We start from the raw sequence: 18132 nt of genomic DNA, 5'->3' as shown, positions 1-18132 counted from the left end.
TGAGCCGATGGCGTCCGCACTCTCTGCCTTTTGCCCGATCTCTTGGAGCCTCCCTCAATGACCATTTCCTACCTTATTACGCATTCTGGTGGTTTCCACGCTGACGAGTTGATGTCGTCGGTAATCCTCAGACGGTTGTTCCCACAAGCAGAGTTGGTGCGGACGCGCGATCGTGCGGTGCTTGTGCCTGCGGGCGACAAGATCATTTATGATGTGGGGGGCATGTATGATGCTGAGCAGCAGATCTTTGATCATCACCAGCGTCCCGGTCCGCTGCGCGAAGATGGCCAGCCCTTTAGCTCGTTTGGCTTGGTCTGGGCGCATTATGGGCAAGCCTATCTTGCTGCATTGGGTGTGCCGGCCGAGGAGGTCGAGGCAATACACGCCAAATTTGACACGAAGTTTGTGTTGCCTATTGATTTGCTGGACAACGGCGCGATGGAACCTTCGGTGGCTGGTCCGCTGTCTGTACTGACGTTGCCTACGTTGTTGGGAAGCCTGAAGCCTGTGTTTGACGACACCTCTCCAACTGCGGACGACGATGCCTTTTTTGCGGCCCTCCCCATTGTGCAAAGCTTTATCGAGGCTTTCATTCAGAACCTCGCAGCGAAGGCGCGTGCGCAAGGTCTTGTCGAGGATGCGATTGCCAAAGCAGGGATATCGGCCATTCTCGAATTGCCTATGGGCATGCCGTATCGCTCTGTTCTGGATAAGGCGGGGGCGGATCATATCTTGTTCGTGGTCAATCCACGGGGAGGGGACTGGACCCTCAATGGCATCAAATTGTCGGGCGATACATTCGAACAACGCGCAGATCTGCCCGAGAGTTGGGCAGGGTTGACTGATGCGGATCTAGAAGAGGCATCGGGCGTTAAGGGCGCCAAGTTTTGCCATAACGCGCGCTTTATCGCTGTTGCGAGTTCACGTGAGGCCATCTTGGCCATGGCAGAGTGCGCAGTCAAAGCGGTAGAGCAGGGGGCGTCCTGATCCCATTTACCCTCAAACAAGCAGCACATCGCGTCCTCAGGGGGCGGTGTGCAATGTGTATCGGGTGTTGTGATCAAAGTTGCCGCAGTGCACCCATCGCGTCCTTTGTCTAAAAGGGCCTCTATCGGCGGATCTTGACGTCTGCTTTGCGTGTTTTAGGGCGGTGTCCCAGCAAAGCCCAGTTGAGCATCTTGCAAATCCAGAGCAATAAGTATACCATTGCATACAATTGAGCTTGATGCGACTCGCCAGACGTTTCTGACACCCAGCGTTCAAGCTACGTGCAACACTATATCGGCGGCAAAACCATGACTTTATACAGTGACTACCTAACCGAGATTGAAACTCGTAAAGAACAGGGCTTGCACCCTAAGCCCATCGACGATGGCGCGCTTGTAGCTGAACTTATCTCGCAGATTAAAGACACCGAAAACAAGGATCGCGAAGCGTCCTTGCAGTTTTTCATTTACAATACCCTTCCCGGCACGACGAGTGCCGCAGGTGAGAAAGCAAAGTTCCTGAAAGAGATCGTGCTTGGTGATGTCACTGTCGCCGAAATCACCCCTGTGTTTGCGTTCGAGCTGCTTTCACACATGAAGGGCGGCCCGTCTGTCGAGGTTCTTTTGGATCTGGCGCTGGGCGATGATGCATCCAACGCGGAACAGGCTGCCGCAGTTCTGAAAACACAAGTGTTCCTGTACGAGGCGGACACAGATCGTCTGGCTGAGGCCCATGCTGCAGGCAATGTCGTCGCAACGGATATTCTGGAAAGCTATGCGAAAGCAGAGTTCTTTACCAAGCTTCCTGAGGTCGACGAAGAGATCAAGGTTGTCACCTACATCGCTGGTGAAGGCGACATTTCCACCGACTTACTGTCACCTGGGAACCAAGCACACTCGCGCTCGGACCGTGAACTGCACGGAAAGTGCATGATCACACCTGAAGCACAGGTTGAAATCCAAGAGCTTCAGAAAGCGCACCCTGACGCGCGCGTTATGCTGATCGCGGAAAAAGGCACCATGGGTGTTGGGTCTTCGCGGATGTCTGGCGTCAACAACGTGGCGCTGTGGACCGGCAAGAAAGCAAGCCCTTATGTGCCGTTCGTGAACTTTGCCCCCGTCGTGGCGGGCACGAATGGCATTTCGCCGATCTTTCTGACCACGGTTGGTGTGACCGGTGGCATCGGCCTTGACCTGAAAAACTGGGTCAAGAAAACCGAAGCAGACGGCAATACCGTGATGGATGACAATGGTGATCCAGTGCTGGAACAGGCTTATTCGGTTGAAACCGGCAAGGTTCTGACCATCAACTCGAAAACCAAAAAGCTGTATGACGGCGACACTGAATTGGTTGATGTGTCTTCTGCCTTTACCCCACAAAAGGTCGAGTTCATGAAGGCAGGCGGTTCATACGCTGTTGTCTTTGGTAAGAAGCTGCAAACATTTGCTGCTGAAACCCTAGGTCAGGACTTGAAGTCTGCCTTTGCCGCATCGAAAGAGATTTCGCAGGAAGGGCAAGGCCTGACGGCTGTTGAAAAGATCTTTAACAAAAACGCGCGTGGCGTAGCGACAACCGCAGATCTGCATGCGGGTTCCGATGTCCGTGTGAAGGTCAACATCGTTGGTTCGCAGGACACAACGGGTTTGATGACCTCGCAAGAGCTTGAAGCGATGGCGGCGACGGTTATTTCGCCTTCCGTCGATGGCGCGTATCAGTCGGGTTGTCACACTGCGTCGGTTTGGGATCTCAAGGCGCAGGCCAACATCCCCAAGCTTATGAGCTTTATGAACAAATTTGGTCTGATCACCGCGCGCGATCCCAAGGGCGAATACCACGCCATGACAGACGTGATCCACAAGGTGCTGAATGACCTGACCGTGGATGATTGGGACATCACCATCGGGGGCGACAGCCACACCCGCATGTCCAAAGGCGTTGCCTTTGGTGCGGACTCGGGCACCGTGGCGCTGGCGCTGGCCACCGGCGAAGCCTCGATGCCGATCCCTGAATCCGTCAAGGTGACCTTTAAGGGCACGATGGCTGATCACATGGATTTCCGTGATGTTGTGCATGCCACGCAGTTGCAGATGCTAGCACAGCATGGCGACAACGTGTTCCAAGGCCGCATTATCGAAGTGCACATCGGCACCTTGCTGGCGGATCAGGCGTTCACCTTTACCGACTGGACTGCAGAGATGAAGGCCAAGGCCTCGATCTGTATTTCAAACGATGAAACGTTGATCGGTTCGCTGGAACTGGCCAAGTCTCGCATCCAAATCATGATCGATAAGGGCATGGACAACGCGGCACAGACCCTGCAGGGGTTGATCGATAAAGCCGACAAGCGGATTGCTGAAATCAAGTCGGGTGAAAACCCTGCTCTGACACCAGATGCCTCCGCGAATTACTTTGCCGAAGTTGTTGTGGATCTGGATCAAATCAACGAGCCGATGATCGCGGACCCCGATGTAAACAACGCCGAAGTGTCCAAGCGGTATACCCACGATACCATCCGCCCAATTTCGTTCTACAAAGCGGAAAAGAAAGTGGATTTGGGCTTTGTTGGATCGTGCATGGTGCACAAGGGCGATATGAAAATCGTCGCGCAGATGCTCAAGAACCTCGAGAAATCTCAGGGTAAGGTGGAGTTCAAGGCCCCACTGGTTGTCGCGGCACCGACCTACAACATCATTGATGAGATGAAGGAAGAGGGCGACTGGGAAATTCTGCAGCGGTATTCGGGCTTCGAATTCGACGACTTCATGCCAAAAAGCAAAGCGCGGACTGAGTATGAGAACATTCTCTATCTTGAACGCCCTGGTTGTAACCTGTGCATGGGTAACCAGGAAAAGGCAGCCAAGGGTGACACGGTTCTGGCCACATCAACACGTTTGTTCCAAGGCCGGGTTGTTGAAGACGCGGCTGAGAAAAAGGGAGAGTCCCTGTTGGCCTCGACACCTGTTGTTGTTCTGTCGGCGATCCTTGGACGGACCCCTACCATAGAAGAGTACAAAGCTGCGGTTGAAGGGATTGACCTGACCAAGTTTGCACCCCCTCTGGCAGTCCCTGCTGGGGCGAAATCGGCTCACTTTTAAGGTCGATAGCCAAAGGCGGGCTCGCTGCGCTATCCGCGCAAGGCATGGATTAAATGGGGGAATTTCGTTAGTCTGCCCGACGGTCCGAAAATTAATGGGTGTGCGATGATTGTCATCGCGCGCCCATATTTTTTGGCAGTCACTTCACCCAATCTCAGGTCGGTTGGGATCTAAAGAGTCTCATTCACATGCGAGCTTCGGAACTTACATTTTGGCACGTATGCCGACTTGGGTGATAGCATCCTGCATCTTACTGCGCTTGCGCAAACCGGGGCCGATTTGTTTGGGGGAGGGGAGGCGTAAGTGTCGGGCAAGTCGTTTCCATCCGATCGCACGAAGATTAATACGATCTCTGTTGCGAACGTTACTCTGAAGACATGTCTTGTTTATCGGCTGGTGGCTGCACACCGAGTTTCCAATATGCTCAGCCTGCAGCCACTAAAAAAGTGTGACGAACACCTAATATGCAGAACTAAACAACACCGCTAGGCGGCAAAAAATCGGTGGCAGCCAACACCGATGCAATTTACGAGTCACCACCGTCTAGGATTCCCACCAATCGCCTTTACGAGCTGCTTACTTATTTCTTTTTTGGGCTGCCAGCGGTCATCTGACTGTTTCCGCCAGCCAATTCACGCTTTCGGGGCGGATCGAGCGGCAGCAATGCGCAGAAAGCGGAGTTTGCAAAGTTCAGCGAACGGCTCATTGTAGTCATTGCCTAACTCGTCGGATGCTGCAGCGCGGCTTCACCAAAACAGACGGTTGAGCATCGTGCAGCATTCTTTATCGTTGGATAACTGCAACGCGGGCCAAACCCGCATTATGCTCAATCAGATTTAACTGGTGGTTTTGGTGCATAATGCTTTTAAACAAGTCATTTAAAAGCTCCGGTGTTCGCTGCTGGCGCTTGACGCCAGGTTCTGGTTGCTGAAAACCAGTGTCACACGAGGTCGGGGCGACTGAGTGCCGCCCCAAAGTCTGGTTAGTTTCCGGTTGGCAGGCTCAGCTTGAAGCCGTCTTTTTCCAACTGATCACGAACCGTAGTGAAACGATGATACTGGCTGAGAGTTATCGGGCCCGAATAGGATTCGCTCTGTACGGGACGCGGTGGGTACTCGATATAGGTCTTCACGACCCGCTCAACTTCCCCCATCAATGTCGGCATGGTCCAGGTATTTTCACGACCTGTGGTCATAAAGATGTCGTACCGCTCCATAGGATCTTCCCAAAGGTTGAACACCTGCGGCACCGTCGCAACGTATGCCTCTGCGCCGCGCCATCCCAGCTCAGCAGCAGGCGCTTCGGAACCGGCACGTGCGCCATTGTCACCACGTATGTTGAAAACGGCCTTCCATTCGTTGACCCGCACCGCGCCGGGGGAAAGCTCGTTCTCGGTAAAGTACGCCCATGCGTTGCGTTGGGGATCGGCCTCGCCGAACAGGACTGGCGCCATGTCGATGCTGTCAAAGATCGTCGGTTGACCTTCGCGGTCTTCGGTGGGCAGTGGCACACCCGCGAGATTTGCAAAAGTGGCCATCAGGTCTGTGCCACCTGTGATGTCGCTCGATTTGGAGTTGGGTGCGATCTTTCCTGTCCATTTGGCGAAGAAGGGCACGCGATATGCGCCTTCGCGGTCGGTACCCTTGGTACCACGAAAGGGGGTCATGCCAGCGTCAGGATGCACATCCTGCCACGCGCCATTGTCGACAGTGTAGACGATCAATGTGTTTTCCCCGATGCCGAGTTCTTCAACCTTGTCGAGGATTTGACCGGTGTGAAAATCAAGTTCGACGACCTTGTCACCGTACTTGTTCTTTACTGCCGACTTACCCACGAAGTCGGGCGACGGGAGGTTCGGCTGGTGGTTCGCAGCCCAGTTGACAGACATGAAGAACGGTTGGTCCAATCCAGCGAGACGCTCAAGCTCGGCAACGGCTTTTTCAGCACCAACCTTGTCCAGAGCCGCCAGATCAGCGGTCTTCATGTCCTCGATTTTCAGCACTTCGTTAGCAGCTTTTCCAGCGACCCCTTCGAAGACACCCGTTGTGTTCGCCTTGTAGAATGCCCTTTGATCATCTGACATCTGTACGTTCCAATCGTCCAGCGCATATGTGTAGGCGTTCAAGTGATAAAGAAACGTGTTCTCCATTTTGTCATATCCATGTGCGGTTGGCATCGCATAGTCGGCTTCGCCGAGGTGCCATTTTCCCATGAAGTAGGTGTTATAGTCAGCCTGTTTCAAAACAGACGCGAGCGTCCATTCTGCGGCTGGGAGGCCACCGCCCTGCCCCTGAAAGGCCACAGTCGTCATACCAGATCGATTTGGGAACCTTCCGGTTTGCATCGCCGCACGACCAGGAGTGCAGGAGGACTGAGCGTAGAAATCCGTAAACATCATTCCCGCCTTGGCCAACTGGTCAAGGTTGGGCGTGTCCATGCCGCGTGCTGCGCCACCATGGTAGGCGCCAAGGTCCCAATAACCAGTGTCATCAGACACAATCAGGATGATGTTGGGCTTACTTCCGTAAGTGGAAAGCGTTGTGGCATCAAAGTTCTCAGCCAAAGCCGAAGTAGCCAATGGGAAAGACAAGGCTATCATAGCGGCGGCCACCGCTTTTGTAGTTCGGATCATTCTATCCTCCTAAAATCAATTTTGGTACAGGATTTCACGTTTCACGTGGCCCTGAGGGCCGTTGCAGTTGGAAGCACGAATCCTCAATTTTGCCGCCTCATCTGAGATAATCGTGCAGGTGGAAAGCGACTAAGAACCCGCTCAAATAGGGTAGCGTATATTCGAGACTTTCCAAATATTTTTGTTTTTGAATGCGTATTCCATCCGTGTCGGCGGTCTGTTTCGGGCCATGCGCGAAAGTTCATTTTGACACTCCGTAGAGCAGCTAATCGGGACAGAATGGACATTGGCACATCCCGCAGTGAACATCCGCTATCCGCCCGATCTTGTCGGCAGGCAAGGGCCGCTTTGGGCTGGGAGCAGCCGCCCGCATGTGATGGCCGCTTTGCACAGAATGCGGGCTTTGCAAAGTTTGCTCGGTTGTCAGAAAAAGGTCTTTACTAACGGTTCAATCTTGATGGTTCAGAGCGTTTGATGTGATGATTTCAAAGGTTCTAGTGTGTGTTGGCTTCTTGCGGCCCAAAACCGAACCGCATGACAACCTGCTAAAAGTTGTGCAATTTCTATGTATCCTGATCAGCCTAAACTTTGCCAGCGTAATCGCTGCACGTGATTTTGAGCTAAAGCTGATCAGATTTCATTTGGGCCGAATGTGTGTTCTTCGTTTCTCTAATTTTTGCGGCGGTTGTGGCGATCATCTTTGACATCATCACGACGGTCTTGTGCACGGTCTTGCGCATCTTCGAAGTTGCTTTGTTTGACCGCGCCATTTGCTGCACCGACCGTTGCACCTGCAACGGCGCCTCCGACGACGCTTCCGCCACTTACCGCCGCGACAGTGCCGCCGACGACCGCACCTTTTATCGCTTGATCAGCGACGTAATCCGCTTGGGCAGTTGCGGTCATAGCGATCAAGATTGCTCCTGAGAGGGGTGCGATAAAGACGTTTTTAATAAGGTTTTTCATTGGATTCATCCTTGTTTTTAGCAGGCAACCAATGTGGCTGCCTTGTGCTATCGAATTAGGTGAAACTCACGCCCGCTTTCTTTTGGCGATGAGACAAGGTTTTGTTGATCTTGGACATCTTTAAAACGCCAAGATCTTGTCTTGCGGTTCAAAAGCCGTAAAAAAACTAGCGACCGCATTGAAGGCAGACGACCTATGAAAATACGGTCTAATCTATTTTCGGAAACATATTATGTATCTCTAATAATCTCTATCGAGACATTATCGACCGGCTCTTCTGAAACTCGCCGGTGTGCCTCCGGTCCATCTTTTGAACGCAACCGAGAAGGCAGCCTGATCAGCAAATCCAAGCATGAAGGCAACTCTTGCGACTCCTTCGCCCGCACGAAGCATACGTTTTGATAGGTCGCATAGGACACCATCCAGAAGCGCTTTGAAACTCGTCCCTTCTGCAGAAAGGTGACGCGTCATCGTACGGCGCGTCAAGCCAAGTACCCCGGCAATTTCATCACCATGAGGGATGGGGCCTGGAAGGCGCTTTCCAAGCAGGTCTACAATCTTGTCAGAAAGGCTTTTAAGCGTATCAGGTTGTGACTTTAACTGTTCTTCTCCATGTTTGTGCAAGTGACCTAATAATACCGGGTCAGCCGTGGGGATTGGAAAGCTCGTACTGTTGGGCGGCAAACGTAAGGCATAGCCTGATTTAAACCCTTCGACATCGCACCCCGCGAGTGTCGACAGCAACGCACAATGATCGGTGTCATCTGTTTCCAGCTCAATCGATATTGGACCAAGTTCACCGGACGTAAATTGCTGGATGCGATTGTAAAGGCCAAATAGTAACATTTCGCGATGCCGGGGATATTGGTGCGCTGGGATCACGTTGCTATCAAGCGTGATCCATTGTGCATCTGAATGCTCAATTACGTCCAACCTGAGGTCCGGGTCGATCATCGCGTAGAAGCGTTGGGTCAGGGTAATTGCACTTCCAATCGTTTCAGATGCTCGAACGATATATGTCACAAGTGTACCAGGCCCTCGCGCGCCAAGACCAACACGAGCGGCGAATGTCTTGTCCTCAAGGGCATGGCAAGCGGTCTCAATCACACCCGCTTCGTGAAGCAATTCTACCCTTGCGTCCGGCCCCTCGATAGCTTCGGCAGATGTACCTGCCATTTTAAGAAGTTCAGGGAAGGAAACACGCGACGCCGGTTCTTGTGCAAAAATGCGACCGACATGCTGCAACCTGCTTGCACTGACACGTGGCATTATTCGGCCCTCCTTTGATTGGCCCGTTACCTTTTCTAAAAAAACCGGATGAATCTATTGTCCAAAACCCAACAAGAAATGTCCAGAACCCTAATGATCGCGAAGGTGGTCGCGGTTAGTTCCTGATTATCAAAAAGGAAAAGACCAATGTTCTACTTCGCAAGATATTACCGTCTCCTTAAGGCAATCCAATCGTCCGGTAGAACTGAACGGTCGGGTGACGAAGTCACCAAACGACACGCACTAACTCTTGGTGAGAAAACGCGGGGGGAACAACGATGGGACCCACCGTACAAAACTAAGAAGCCTACGCTCAATACGTCTCAGTAACGCGTCAACAGCTGCCATCAAAGTTCGAAAACTCTCCATGTAGCCCAACTGCCATATCTTTATAGGAACCAAACAAATGAAACTTCCAGTGTTATGGATGACGCCTTTATTCGGCTTCATCTCAACTCCTGCAATTGCCGCCGGGGGCGATCCCCGTTGGTGGGTCGCACCTGGTCAGACTGATGACTATGCATGGGTTGGGCTGATCATCTTTTTCTTGATTATACTGCTGGTCGCCCATCTCTACGCCCGGTTTGACCGCTACACCGAACACAAGGCAACTGGTACGCCTCTACGCACAACTATTCCCGTAATGTTGACCGTAGCACTGGCTTACGAACTGATGCCTGCGCTTGGCCACTTTAGCATTTTGCTACCCGGAGCCTTACTTTTGACCGCAATTGCACGTGATTTCATGTTGTGGTGGCGTCCGTTGGATGAGGAGGCAGTAAGATGATCGAGATCCTTGTCACTTCCTTCCCTTTTGTTCTGCGCGTGATCTATTTGCGTTGGCGCGGCATGCCCATAACCCTTTACAATGTACATAGAGCAGTTGTTCTGTGGTTTATTTTGGCTTTGGCAGTGTTCTTTGCAGTCTTCTACTACTATCCAAAATCCTATACGGGTCTCGTGCCATTTCGCACGGTTCCTGTTGTCGCTGAGAGCGGTGGTACCGTCACACAGGTGTTTGTCAAAGGGGGCGACCGTGTAAAGTCTGGTGATCCATTGTTTGCTGTTGAGAACGCATCGGAACAAGCCGCGGTTGAGTTCGCATCCCGCAAAGTCGAAGAAATCGAAAGTGCCAAGCTCGCGGCAAAGCTTCAAGTCGCAACTGCCGAAGCCGTTCTCGATGCAGCGGTGACCCTGATGGAACAAGCTGAACTTAGTTTAATGGATCATCGCTCACTGCAAGCTAAAGGATCCGCAGCATTTCAAGTAAGCCAACTTGAGCGGGCTCAGGCGACGCTAGACACTCGCACAGCCGAGGTCGAAGCGGCGGAAACACAGTTGGGCGTAGCTCAAGTCCAAGCAAATGCCATCATTCCAGCGCAACTTGCCTCTGCACGTGCGTCATTGAAGCAGGCTGAGGTGGAATTGGGGAAAACCGTAACACATAGTTTTGTCGACGGAACCATTGAACAAGTCACGCTGAATATCGGTTCTCGGGCAGCGCAAGCGGCAATGAGCCCTTCCATGCTCATCATTCCTGATAGAAATGATGAAGTCCGTGGTCGTATTGTGGCTGGTTTTTCGCAGGTTTCGCGCACTGAATTGTATGAAGGTATGGCTGCTGAAGTGGCATGTGAAAGCAATTTTAACATATCGATGCGAAACACAATTTTGCCCGCAAGGATCGTACGCATTCAAGAACCAATCTCGTCAGGGCAACTGGCGCCGAGCGGACGCTTGATCGAACCCAGTGAGAAGGCAAAACGTGGTCAAGTCGTCGTACATCTTGACCTTGTCTACCCAGAGCACCGGGCACTTCTGGTTCCCGGAAGTGGCTGCATTGTTCAATCCTACAACGGTGGTCTCAATGGCGAGATGGAGGGCTCAGTGGTCGCTCATGCGATCGAAGCTATGGGTATCATCAAGGCGGTTGGGCTCCGGATAAAAGCATGGCTGGGTCTGACCGCTGGGATCGGCTTGATCGGTGGTGGACACGCTTGATTTGTCAAAGACAGCGCGGCGACCAATCCGGTTGCCGCGCCAAGCACCTCACAGCTCACTCTTACGCTGTCTTGCCAGTTTGGGTCGGCACTCTCCGGACCAATGAAAATGTCATCGAACCCATCGCGGTTCACCTCCCCTGCAGAGCAACTGAATAACTGCCTTTGTCCCCCGCGTTGACTCCGTCGAGGCGAAATCCGTGGGCGCCCTTGAAAAGGGATAGTTGGAAGACTGACTTCAATAGCTTGAAGGCTTGAACTAAGTTGTAACTATGACTGATCAAATAGCATATTCGCGATAGCAATGGGCACGTGGTTTAATTTTGTCTAGCGCTGCTAGGTTGGGCAGGTTTTGCATTGCTCATAGCTATGGAAGTCGATTTCGCATTCTTGTCGCGTTATTTAGCATTGTGATTGGGCGCTTTGGAGGTTGGAGACAGTTACTCAACCCGAATTTCAGTTCCAATCTTGGCTAAGGTGAGATCGTCCGCGAAATGAATGGTACCCTGACCCCGGACGGGTGGCTAATGCTCGGTCAGTCGTCGACGAGCCCGGGCCAAGGTTGAGTCTCCAGAGAATGAGAACTGCCATTCATAGACAACAAGTAAACGGCCGTTAAGCCCTGCATGCCAACCCCTCCTAGGGCTGATGGCAAGGCCTGCTTTGGACTGGCATCAGCCGGTCAAAGTGCAAGTGCTCTTGTTGATTTGCCTGCTTGCAACCTCCGCGTGCCTTTCAGGCAGAGTCCCCGTGTTAGGGGTCCCGGCTGGGGTCGGTGGGGTTACTGGAGAAGAGAGCGATTTTGTTGCCTTGGGGATCGCGCAGGTAGCTGACGTAGAAGGTTGCTCCGTAGGCGGGGCGGAAGCCGGGTTGGCCTTCGTCTGAACCGCCGGCCGTGAGGGCGGCGGCGTGGAGAGTACGGACTTGGCCTTGGTCTGTTGCCTCGAACGCGACCATAGCGCCGTTACCGGCAGAAGCGGGGCATCCGTCAAAGGTGGGTTTCACATAGAAATCGGGCAGGGTGGGCGTTTGGCCTGCGGGCACGGGCAGGGCGTAGCTGAGCCCCTCCGGGCCTTCGGATAGGGTGTAGTTCAAGGCGGGCAGGAAGGCCGAATAGAACAGTTTGGCGCGGGGGATGTCATCGGCTCCGACGGTGACGTAAGCAATCATGCGAGGGCTCCTGTATTGGGGCGTTGGGCGGTGATTGTGTGAGGGTAGGTCACCCGCCGCAGCAGCGCAATTAGAGAGGGTTTTTTGGGTCTCGCAGCGATGGGTGTTTGTGGCTAGGGTGCGGGAATGTGCAGTCAGTATTCGGGGAGGAGACCTTATGGTCTGGATTAAAACGGTGCCATTTGAAGAGGCGACGGGAAAGCTGAAGAAGTTGTATCAGCGGGTCACGGGGCCGGATAACAACGTTGATAACATCATGATGTCGCACAGTTTGCGTCCCCACACGATGGAAGGGCACATGGTTCTGTACAAGAACGTGCTGCATCATACCGGCAATACGCTGCCCAAGTGGTTTCTGGAAACCCTTGGCGTGTGGGTCAGTTCGCTGAACGGCTGTGCCTATTGTGTCGAGCATCATTTTCAGGGGATGCAGCGCGAGCTGGGCGACGAAGCGCGGGGGCTGGCGATCCGGGCAGCGTTGGAGGCGCGCGATCTGACGGATGTGCCCTTGGACGATGCGCAGGTGGCGGCGTTGTTCTATGGGCGCAAGTTGACCGAGGCCCCGGCGGAGATGGTCAAGGCGGATGTGAATGCGTTGCGGGCCGTGGGCTATGACGATGGCGAGGTGTTGGAGATCAACCAGCTGTGCGCCTATTTCTCTTATGCGAACCGGACGGTTCTGGGGTTGGGGTGTTCGACCAAGGGGGACGTTTTGGGCCTGTCACCGAACAACTCGGATGATCCCGATGACTGGGGCCACAAGTAAAGATTGGGCCTGAAGGGCAACACCTGCGCAATCACGGGCTCGGAGAGGGTTGGTGGTTGCGCACATGCGCGGGGGCTGAGTTGTGTAGCCGGTCGTCGATTGCGAAGACCACCTGAATGAGGGCTTAAGGGGTCCTAACAGCGCCACATACGTGTTGAGGAAGAAACGCTTTGTTGTGAAATTAGGGCCCTCGTGTTGTTCAAAATTCAGACCAAAAGGCAGAAGATGGCTCACAGAGGCTTCGCAAGGGTGCGATAAATCGTTCGGGGGTTCAATTTGGTCAAACCGAAAGCGACGAGGCGACCAGTTGAAATACTGACGCCCATCGTTGCCAACCACGATTAGGATGCCGTGAAAATACCAGCCGGACGTCGATTTGTATCCCGAATCCTAGAAAACCCTCGCAAGTCCCAGATAGAGCTGACGTCCGACGACGGGCCGTGGTGCGAAATGCAAAGAGGATAGCCCGCAGAAATGCGGTTGGCCTGAAATACGACTGACGGGACTGACAGAAGAGACCACGCGGCAGCAGTGGCTGAGAGGGCCATCCCCGAGAAGGCCAATCGCGCGCCTTTTGATCCGTAGCGCCTGATTGCCAAGCACAGCACACTTGACGCGACTGCGAGTGAGATAGCACCACCATGCGCCATCGACAAAAGCGTAGAGTGAGGCGACGAGAACGCCGCGCTGACAAGTGTGAGAAACAGCCCAACCAGCAAAGCCGCAATTGCCAAAGGCCAAATTCGCGCGGGCGATGCGGGGCTTGGCAATGCAATCCTTAGATGACTGATGCGGCGGGTAATGCGGGGGCAGACCAAACGAGCAACACCGCGGCCTTACCCACAGTCATCGCCCCCCCCAAACAGCTTTGTATCATTGAGCTGTATGAAGCCTGCGAAAATGAGGGCAGCAAAGGCCAGAAGAACAACTGACGTTTTCTTCAAGGTTCGCGGTTCCCCATCTGGAATGATTTGTGCAGTATCCTAAAAGAATCAGCACTTTGTCGCGTAGAGGAGCCATAAACGCAATCGAAGGACCTGATCTAGTGAAATGGTCTGCTCTTTGTTTCGTGGATCATTGGATTGCAATTTATGGTGGCAATTGCGTCTATCGCGCAGCCTTCCGCAATGAGGTGCCAACATTATTGCTGACCAATACGTTGTGTGACCACACTTCAAAAAATTTGTCTTTTGGGGATTTTAGGCATTGATCTCAAGTTGACTTGAGGAAGTACAGAGTAAAGCGCTGAACGTTAACAAAGGTGCATGTGATAGTATGAAGACCCTTTCTCGAGCTGATCAGCTGCCACGATTCATTGTGGCCAGTGGCATGACCAATCTCGCCGATGGCATTGCGGTGGTGGTTTGGGCGTGGATCGCATCGTTGCTGAGCCGCGATCCGCTTTTGATTGCATTGATGCCTGTGGCGTTGCGGCTGCCGTGGTTTCTGTTCGCACTGCCCGCGGGCGTGGTGACGGACCGGGTGGATCGGCGGCGGCTTATTCTGGCGATGGATGTTGTGCGGGCTTTGGCGTTTGGGGCTGCGGGGCTGGTGATTTGGCTGTCGCAGCCTTTGGCGACCCCGGTTGAGGATGGCACGTCAATGCCGGTGCTGTTTGGCGCGTTGTTGGGCTGTGCGTTGGTCGTGGGCATTGCCGAGGTGTTTCGGGATAATGCAGCACAAACGATGTTGCCGGCGATGGTGCCTGCGGCACAGCTAGAGCGCGCCAATGGGCGGCTTTGGAGTGTGGAGCTGGTCGGGAATTCTTTGTTGGGCCCCGTGCTGGGTGCGTTCTTGATCGCTTCGGTGATCTGGCTGCCGTTTGTTTTGAACGCGGTGGTGTTTGTGTTGGCGACACTCCTGATGCTGAGCGTACGCGGTCAGTTTATGCCGGACCGCACCGAAGCGGGGCATTGGCGTGATGAGCTGAAGCAAGGAGTGGATTATCTGCGCGGTGCACCGTTGTTGCGATTGTTGGCGGGGCTGACCGGGGTGTGGAACCTGTTGCATCAGATGGTTGTGATTGCCCTAATTCTACATGTGCAGGAAAACTTGGGACTGGGGGCCACCGGTTATGGGTTGATCCTGGCCGCCGGGGCCATTGGCGGCATTCTGGGGGGCTTTGTGGCGGACCGGATTGTTCAGAAGATGGGGCCGGGAGCGGCGGCGCAGTGGATGACGTTGGCCTCGGGCGTGGCGTTCATCGCGATACCGCTGGCACCGAATGGGATTGCATTGGCTTGTGTGCTGGCAGCGTTCGAATTTACTGGGCTGGTGTGGAACACTGTGTCGGTGTCCTATCGTCAGCGCACAATTCCGAATGTGTTGTTGGGACGGGTCAACAGTATTTATCGGCTGTTGGCCTGGGGGATGATGCCTGTTGGGCTGATCCTGTCGGGGGTGATTGTCAGTTTGGCCGAAAACATCATGTCCCGCGAGCTTGCGTTGGGGATGCCGTTTGTGGTGGCGGCGATTGGGGCGGTGGCCTTGACGCTGTTTGCCTGGGGCCCGTTGGGGCGTGGCTTTGGCGCCGCCACGGTTGACGTTTAAAACGTGGGGGTGCTCTAGGGCATTGGCGAGTGCCCTTGAGCAATATCGTTTAGGGGCGGATCAAGCGGCTTTGCGAGTGATCAGGCGCATGACTGCAACCATCACGATGCCGTAGAGTACGTGGCCGACCAGTGCGACCCATGTGATACCTGTGAAGTTCAGGAAAAAGGGCAAGCCCGCAAAGGTGGTGATGCCACCAATGGCAAAAACCCAGAGACCAAACCCGTAGATCGCGGAGGGCAGGAACCAGTGGGTGTTGCCCATCACACGGGTCCAAATGGGTTCAAAAATGAACAACCAACCCACCGGGTAGCCTATCAGGCCAACAAGGTAGAAGTGGACAAAGTAGCCTGCAAAGTCACCCGAGGGCAGGCCAAGCGTTGAAAGCAGGCTGCGCGCAAGCCCGTGGGGCGACAGGTTGGCAAAGCCCAATGCCGGGCTGATCATCTGTCCCCAGAGATCAAAAGCGTTGCTGGCGAAGAAGCCTGAGATGAACATTAACCCCAAGGTCTGGACGTTCAGCGGCGGAAAGGTGCGGGAAGACGTGCTCATTTTTGGGCCTCATCAATTACGTGTCTGGTGAACTGTAAGCCTGCATTTAGGCACGATATCAATTCTGTGACGGGGTTCTCGCGAGATGGTGAGAGAGGAACCCGGTTTTGTAACATGCGGCTTTGGGTGGTGATGTCCGGTTGGTGGTTAGGAAGCCGTCCCCCAATTAGGTGATATAGAGAAGATCATTTGATTGCGCGGTTCCCGTCCGAAACAAGTCAGGACCCGTGAAGACGATTGTTAGGTAGCAATTGGAGGCTCGTAATTTGTGCTTTGATCTAACGAGACTGCCTCTGATCTAGAAAGCCCCTGACATTTTTCGCGGTAGGATCCGGTGACTAAGTTGCGAGCGTTTGTCGCCTTTTTGTTCGGGGTGCTGACGGGTGGTTCAGCAAAGGTCACTTTTCCTGAATGCAAAGTAAAAAAGAAATGAGTTGGCACGGTCAGGGGGGTACAGTCAAAGAAGTGGCAACGGTATAACGGCAACCGGCCTCATCTTTTTCTTGAATCCCTAAAGGGGCTCAAGAAGACGAAGCGCGAATTACAGCGACCGCAGAAAAATCTGGCCAGCAAGAACAGCAACCATTGTGCCTGCAAGGATCTCCAGCGTCGCAGCTGCTCGCACTGCGCCCGGACCCTGCCATTGCATCAGTGTGCCTTTGCGGATTGTGACCGCTGCCACTGCAACAACAACAGTGAGCAAGGCCGTGCCCAATCCCATGGCGAAAGCACCGGCAACCCCTGCCCACAGGATGTCCATACGCCATGTGAGAAGCAGCAAAAACACGGCTCCCGTACAAGGCCGGATCGCCACTGCACCAACAATCGCAAGCGCATCCCGGATTGAAGACATCTCTGCTGCTTCCTCTGCCGTCGGCCCATGCCGGTGCCCGCAGGTCGGGCAATTTTCGGTATGATGCGCGTCGAGGCTTTCATGGCTATGATCATGGGGCAGGCTATGCCGACTGAGAAACAACCGCCGAAGGCCTCGGATCAACAGCCACAGACCAACAAGCGCGATCAATCCGTATGACAGGGGCGCCAGTACGTCGTCCGCCGCGCTGGTTAGCTGTTCCCTGCTCCAATCCAACAGCAGTAGCCCGCCCACGACAAGCAGAACAGCCATTGCCGCCTGCGCCAACGATGCCGCCAGCGACAACCCGGCCAGCCTTAGTAACGGCACAGGTTTACCCAAACCATAGCCTCCGATCACCAGCTTGCCGTGCCCGGGCCCTGCTGCGTGAAAAAAACCATAGGAAAAACACAAGGCAAGCAGCGCCGCAAGCGCTCCCGGCTCTCCGTTGCGAAGCGCTCGCAAGCCCCTTGCCATGGCGTTTTGCACATTGCGCTGCCCTTCTGCTGCCCAAGCAAGGACTGCCTCGGCCCCTCCAAAAACCCAAAGCCAAACAGCGACCACCAAAACTGCTGCTGCTAGCAGGAATGCACTTTTGCGCATCTTACTCTCCGCAACTCAGCCGCACGGTATCAGCAAATGCTTCACCAACTTCAGGATAAGCATTCTCAGTCTGGTCCACAGGCGTCGCGTACAGCAGCTCTTCTACTTTATCATAGGCAGCAATCAGATCTGGTGGGGTTGTCTCTCCCGTGCAGCCACCTGTAACTTCCAAACCCTGGTTCAAAGTATATGCAGTATAATAGGTGGGGTCATAAGCCTTGAAAACCACTCCGTTTGCTAAAGACGGCTCGAGCAGCGTTCTACGATGGCGGGTGGTGATCTGTCCGCCTGAAACGTTTGTCATCAGATGTTCGGCACCATTCAACGCCAACGCTTTTCCGCCCTGCGTCAAGTAAATATCACCGTCAAAGCCTTCGCTCCACTGTAGATCAAAACCCTGTAGCTTTGCCAACTCTTCCGATGTCAGCTCCCCATCAAAATCCGCGTCCAACCCCAGATCCTCAAAGATTAGAAGGGAGTAAAACTCATCATAAGCCCAAGTCACTTCTACGGCCTCAAGCTGTCCGTCATCCGTGACGAGCACCTTCAAAGCGGTGTCGACAAAAATATGCGGGTGCGCGCTTACTCCGCTGGGACCCAGCGCGATAGCAACAAGAATGGGTAGAAATTGTTTCATGCCCTATTCTGTAGGGTGCTGCTTTGTCCTGATCAAGCAATGACCCATATGG

At 53.9% G+C, this 18132-nt stretch carries 13 protein-coding genes; 6 read left to right on the top strand and 7 right to left on the bottom strand.

The features are described 5' to 3' along the window. The first annotated feature begins 57 nt into the window (after positions 1-57). Both ABWV33_RS14930 and ABWV33_RS14925 read left to right on the top strand, forming a co-directional pair. Positions 58-987 (top strand): MYG1 family protein, encoded by a 930-nt coding sequence (locus tag ABWV33_RS14930; RefSeq protein ID WP_353331858.1) that lies wholly within the window; start codon positions 58-60, stop codon positions 985-987. 308 nt (positions 988-1295) lie between these two features. After that, complete coding sequence (locus tag ABWV33_RS14925) at positions 1296-4082, top strand: bifunctional aconitate hydratase 2/2-methylisocitrate dehydratase (protein ID WP_353331856.1); 2787 nt, start codon at positions 1296-1298, stop codon at positions 4080-4082. 982 nt (positions 4083-5064) lie between these two features. Here the strand turns inward: ABWV33_RS14925 and ABWV33_RS14920 are convergent. The 3 genes from ABWV33_RS14920 to ABWV33_RS14910 form a co-directional block, all read right to left on the bottom strand. Beyond that, the gene (locus ABWV33_RS14920; protein ID WP_353331854.1) at positions 5065-6714 is read right to left on the bottom strand and encodes an arylsulfatase; all 1650 of its coding nucleotides are present in this window, start codon (positions 6712-6714) and stop codon (positions 5065-5067) included. Between the two features lie 669 nt (positions 6715-7383). Next, the gene (locus ABWV33_RS14915) at positions 7384-7680 is read right to left on the bottom strand and encodes a hypothetical protein (RefSeq protein WP_353331852.1); all 297 of its coding nucleotides are present in this window, start codon (positions 7678-7680) and stop codon (positions 7384-7386) included. Between the two features lie 261 nt (positions 7681-7941). Further along, positions 7942-8949: a helix-turn-helix domain-containing protein gene (locus ABWV33_RS14910; protein ID WP_353331850.1), complete on the bottom strand. Its 1008-nt coding sequence runs from the start codon at positions 8947-8949 to the stop codon at positions 7942-7944. Between the two features lie 406 nt (positions 8950-9355). Between ABWV33_RS14910 and ABWV33_RS14905 the strand changes: the two genes are divergently transcribed. Together ABWV33_RS14905 and ABWV33_RS14900 are read left to right on the top strand one after the other, a co-directional pair. After that, a complete protein-coding gene (locus ABWV33_RS14905; protein WP_164619133.1) occupies positions 9356-9736 on the top strand; it encodes a hypothetical protein in 381 nt (126 codons plus the stop codon). Beyond that, entirely contained in the window at positions 9733-10950 is a 1218-nt protein-coding gene (locus ABWV33_RS14900; protein ID WP_113823291.1) for an HlyD family secretion protein, read from the top strand. The genes ABWV33_RS14905 and ABWV33_RS14900 overlap by 4 nt, the downstream gene beginning before the upstream one ends. A 752-nt stretch (positions 10951-11702) precedes the next feature. Here the strand turns inward: ABWV33_RS14900 and ABWV33_RS14895 are convergent. Beyond that, on the bottom strand, positions 11703-12119 hold the full coding sequence (locus tag ABWV33_RS14895; RefSeq protein WP_113823292.1) for a VOC family protein: 417 nt from the start codon (positions 12117-12119) through the stop codon (positions 11703-11705). A gap of 157 nt (positions 12120-12276) precedes the next feature. On the opposite strand from ABWV33_RS14895, the gene ABWV33_RS14890 reads away from it, so the two are divergent. Continuing rightward, entirely contained in the window at positions 12277-12885 is a 609-nt protein-coding gene (locus ABWV33_RS14890) for a carboxymuconolactone decarboxylase family protein (protein WP_353331847.1), read from the top strand. A 1275-nt stretch (positions 12886-14160) separates the two neighbouring features. Next, positions 14161-15435: an MFS transporter gene (locus tag ABWV33_RS14885; RefSeq protein ID WP_353331845.1), complete on the top strand. Its 1275-nt coding sequence runs from the start codon at positions 14161-14163 to the stop codon at positions 15433-15435. A gap of 60 nt (positions 15436-15495) precedes the next feature. On the opposite strand, the gene ABWV33_RS14880 is transcribed toward ABWV33_RS14885, so the two are convergent. The 3 genes from ABWV33_RS14880 to ABWV33_RS14870 all read right to left on the bottom strand — a co-directional run bounded on the left by ABWV33_RS14880 (position 15496) and on the right by ABWV33_RS14870 (position 18080). Continuing rightward, positions 15496-15987: a hypothetical protein gene (locus tag ABWV33_RS14880; RefSeq protein ID WP_353331843.1), complete on the bottom strand. Its 492-nt coding sequence runs from the start codon at positions 15985-15987 to the stop codon at positions 15496-15498. 541 nt (positions 15988-16528) lie between these two features. Then, the gene (locus ABWV33_RS14875; protein ID WP_353331841.1) at positions 16529-17443 is read right to left on the bottom strand and encodes a nickel/cobalt transporter; all 915 of its coding nucleotides are present in this window, start codon (positions 17441-17443) and stop codon (positions 16529-16531) included. Between the two features lies 1 nt (position 17444). After that, complete coding sequence (locus ABWV33_RS14870; RefSeq protein ID WP_353331839.1) at positions 17445-18080, bottom strand: DUF1007 family protein; 636 nt, start codon at positions 18078-18080, stop codon at positions 17445-17447. Positions 18081-18132: the final 52 nt, after the last annotated feature.

The sequence above is a fragment of the Phaeobacter sp. NW0010-22 genome (assembly GCF_040365955.1).
Classification (GTDB): Bacteria; Pseudomonadota; Alphaproteobacteria; order Rhodobacterales; family Rhodobacteraceae; genus OMPR01.
This window is presented reverse-complemented; position numbering and strand designations above follow the sequence as displayed.